Here is a 2,853-nt window from a genome sequence, read left to right on the forward strand (position 1 = left end):
CCGATCTTTGCGATATTGCTATGAAAGCGTCATAGCAATGGCCTGCGCTTTTCTGTGGCTACCAATGTGAAACGGGAACAGACCCTAGAACAACCCCCCTCTGCGTTTAAAAGTGACAATCCGGTGGCGTCATTTCTTCGTTAGATCTGGTTCGTTTTTTCCGTCAGTTGCTGTCCCTCAACTCTTTCCACGGTCATTGGCTGACGCTAAAAAACCTCCACTGAAAACGTTCGGGTGGGGTATTGCAGGGCTATTTCCTCTGACCTATGATCACGCTAGGCGGTGATGGTCGCCTGGCGCCTGTTTCGCGAAGCAATAGCCCATCTGTGACACCCTTCAGTTTTACATCGGCATGTCCCTAACCAGACGCTGCTCGGTGAACAGGCAATCGGACACCTAAGCGTCGTAGATTTAGGAACCATTGCCATGTCTGACTTTTCCCGGCTAAAAATCTTCAAATCCCACGCTAAACAGCTTGCTCGTGATCAGGGCCTGAAGCTTTCTGTCGCTCAAGAAACCCTGGCGCAGAAAGCAGGCCTCGCTGATTACCATGAGTTGTCTGTAGTCGCCCAACGGAACCCAAAGGATCCGCGTCTGATGGTGGCTGTATTTGGGATCAAAGACTTTTCCGAAGCGATCCATGAGGATGATGTCTACGCCGACCTGGATCTAGAATTGGAGGATCAGCTCTCCGGTGCGATTGCGGATACCAATGCGAGCGGATTCACGATTGATGTTCTTGAAGTGGAAACCACTGCCTACAGCGATACAACCGGAAAGCTGACGTTGGGGCTCTCCATTACGTATCAGGGGCAGCAAGACCAAGAGAGGATGTATCACGGTGCAGCGTTCTATCTTAAAGCCACGGTCGAATTGCTACGCCGTGAGGGTATATGGCTGCTTGCTGAGGAAGGCGTGGTCATCTCCAGCAGTGAGTCTGATGCTGATCGCGACCGTAGGTCTGAATGGGAGCACTGGGCCCAAGTTGAAGAAGCTGAACGCGGTAACCGTATAACCATGGCCCAAGCCTTGGCGAGCGAATTGGACATATCTGTAGAAGACGCAGAGCTTCTGTCCGATGCGGAGGTCACGACTAATGAATCGGATGAGGGGCTCGTATACAGCTACTGGATCAATCTTGAACCTGTAGCCGAGGGTAGAGTGAGAGCAGACCTCCTAGCGCGATTTGGTTCTCTGGAGTACGAGCTAGGCCCGAACTTCTTCGACGATATTGAGCACGAACTCTAAAACTGACCAGGTGATGGCCGGCGCAAACGCGGGCTATTCACCTTCCGCTCTGACGCATCCACCCACTACAAAACAAGCTGCGCAGGTCGACAAGAACCATGATGCTCGTGGAGGACAGTGCGCAGCGCCACTTTCCAACTACGCTGAGGATCCATGCCCACCGTAGACAGGGAATTCCGGCCATGCACTCCTTGAGCAAAATACACATCAAGAACTTCCGCTCGTGCAAGCAAGTTTTTTTGCCTCTGGGTGATTTCACACCACTGGTCGGTCAAAACAACGCGGGGAAATCCACCGTCCTCGACGCGATTAGGTTGGTACTATCACCAAAGGCATTTGCGAAAACAGACGCGAATGACCCCGACCAACCAATCATCATCAGCGCCTGCGTGTCCGGGATTACAGACGAGCTGATTGCACAAATCCCTGAAGCCAAACATCAAGCCGCGATTACCCCCTACTGCATCAACGGTGACCTTTGGATAAGGATTTCTGCTTCAGGCTCGACCAAACCGACCACGGAGGTCTGGGGAAATGCCGATTTAGATGAGCAAGGCCTTCCTACTTCCTGGCGCTCCTATCCGACGGGTCTGCCTCAAGCCATTTCGGCATTGTTACCCGAAGCGTTGCACATCCGCGCCATGGATGATGTCCAGGAAGACTTAGGCAAAGGCAAAGCTGGCAGCACAATTCGTGGGCTGCTGGATGAAATCATGGCGCCTATCCTCACTGCCCACCAAGAGGTTCAGGATGCACTCACAGCGGTCAGGAATATACTGGGAGCCGACGGTGAGAACCGATCCCCTCTACTGACTGAGTTCGATACCAGCGCCACCAATGCCCTCTCAAGCTTCTTCCCTGGTTTGTTGTTAAACCTAGACGTACCGTCAATCGACGTTAAGGAGTTTTTCAAGAGCGGCGATCTAAACGTGACCGATGAGATATCCGGTCAAACCAGACGCTTCGACACCTTAGGTAGCGGTGCGCAGCGTGCGATACAAATTGCCTTGATCCGGCTTCTGGCCGATATCCGTAAAACCCGCGATCAAGACCTTGCCCGTCGTCTCCTGCTGATCGACGAGCCTGAGATTTTCCTCCACCCTCAAGGTGTCAGAGGCCTTAGGGAAGCACTCCATGTGCTTTCGAAATCCGGCTACCAAGTCGTGTTCACAACCCATTCGCCCTTGATGGTGAGCAGGGATAACGCGCCTGAAACGGTGATAGTGCGCAGATCTCGGGAGAATGGTTCCGAGGTTCGCATTCCAATGGGCGCGGCGGTTGCGCGAGCTATGGCAGAGGCACAAGCCCAATCTCGAACTCTTTTTGAGCTCGGAAATATTGCTGAGATATATTTCGCTGAAAAGGTAATTCTCTGCGAGGGCAAAACCGATCAGAGGCTGCTACCACTCATCTACGAAAAGCTCTATGGGGTCAGGCCTGAGCTCGAACGGATCTGCTTTGTTGCTCTCGGTAGCTGTACTTCGATTCCCAAAGGTTTTTCTGTCCTGACAGCAATGGGTATCAAATGCGGTGTGATCGCTGACTTAGATTTCGCATTCACTCATGCTAGTGTACTGTTTTCGAAAAAATCAGCCACCAACTAAC

Annotated in this window: 2 protein-coding genes; both read left to right on the plus strand. The window is 52.3% G+C overall.

Going from position 1 to position 2,853, the window contains the following annotated elements; translation table 11 throughout:
* Positions 1-426 precede the first annotated feature (426 nt).
* Positions 427-1,248: a hypothetical protein gene (locus tag DW49_RS0119470; protein ID WP_024421365.1), complete on the plus strand. Its 822-nt coding sequence runs from the start codon at positions 427-429 to the stop codon at positions 1,246-1,248.
* Between the two features lie 182 nt (positions 1,249-1,430).
* A complete protein-coding gene (locus DW49_RS0119475; RefSeq protein ID WP_024421366.1) occupies positions 1,431-2,852 on the plus strand; it encodes an ATP-dependent nuclease in 1,422 nt (473 codons plus the stop codon).
* Position 2,853: the final 1 nt, after the last annotated feature.

Origin of the sequence: Pseudomonas avellanae BPIC 631, from assembly GCF_000444135.1 — a bacterium.
Lineage (GTDB): Bacteria > Pseudomonadota > Gammaproteobacteria > Pseudomonadales > Pseudomonadaceae > Aquipseudomonas > Aquipseudomonas avellanae.

Excerpts from the sequence above, each read along its gene's own strand:
- DW49_RS0119470 (WP_024421365.1), top strand. The coding sequence starts at position 427 with ATGTCTGACTTTTCCCGGCTAAAAATCTTCAAATCCCACGCTAAACAG.
- DW49_RS0119475 (WP_024421366.1), top strand. The coding sequence starts at position 1,431 with ATGCACTCCTTGAGCAAAATACACATCAAGAACTTCCGCTCGTGCAAG.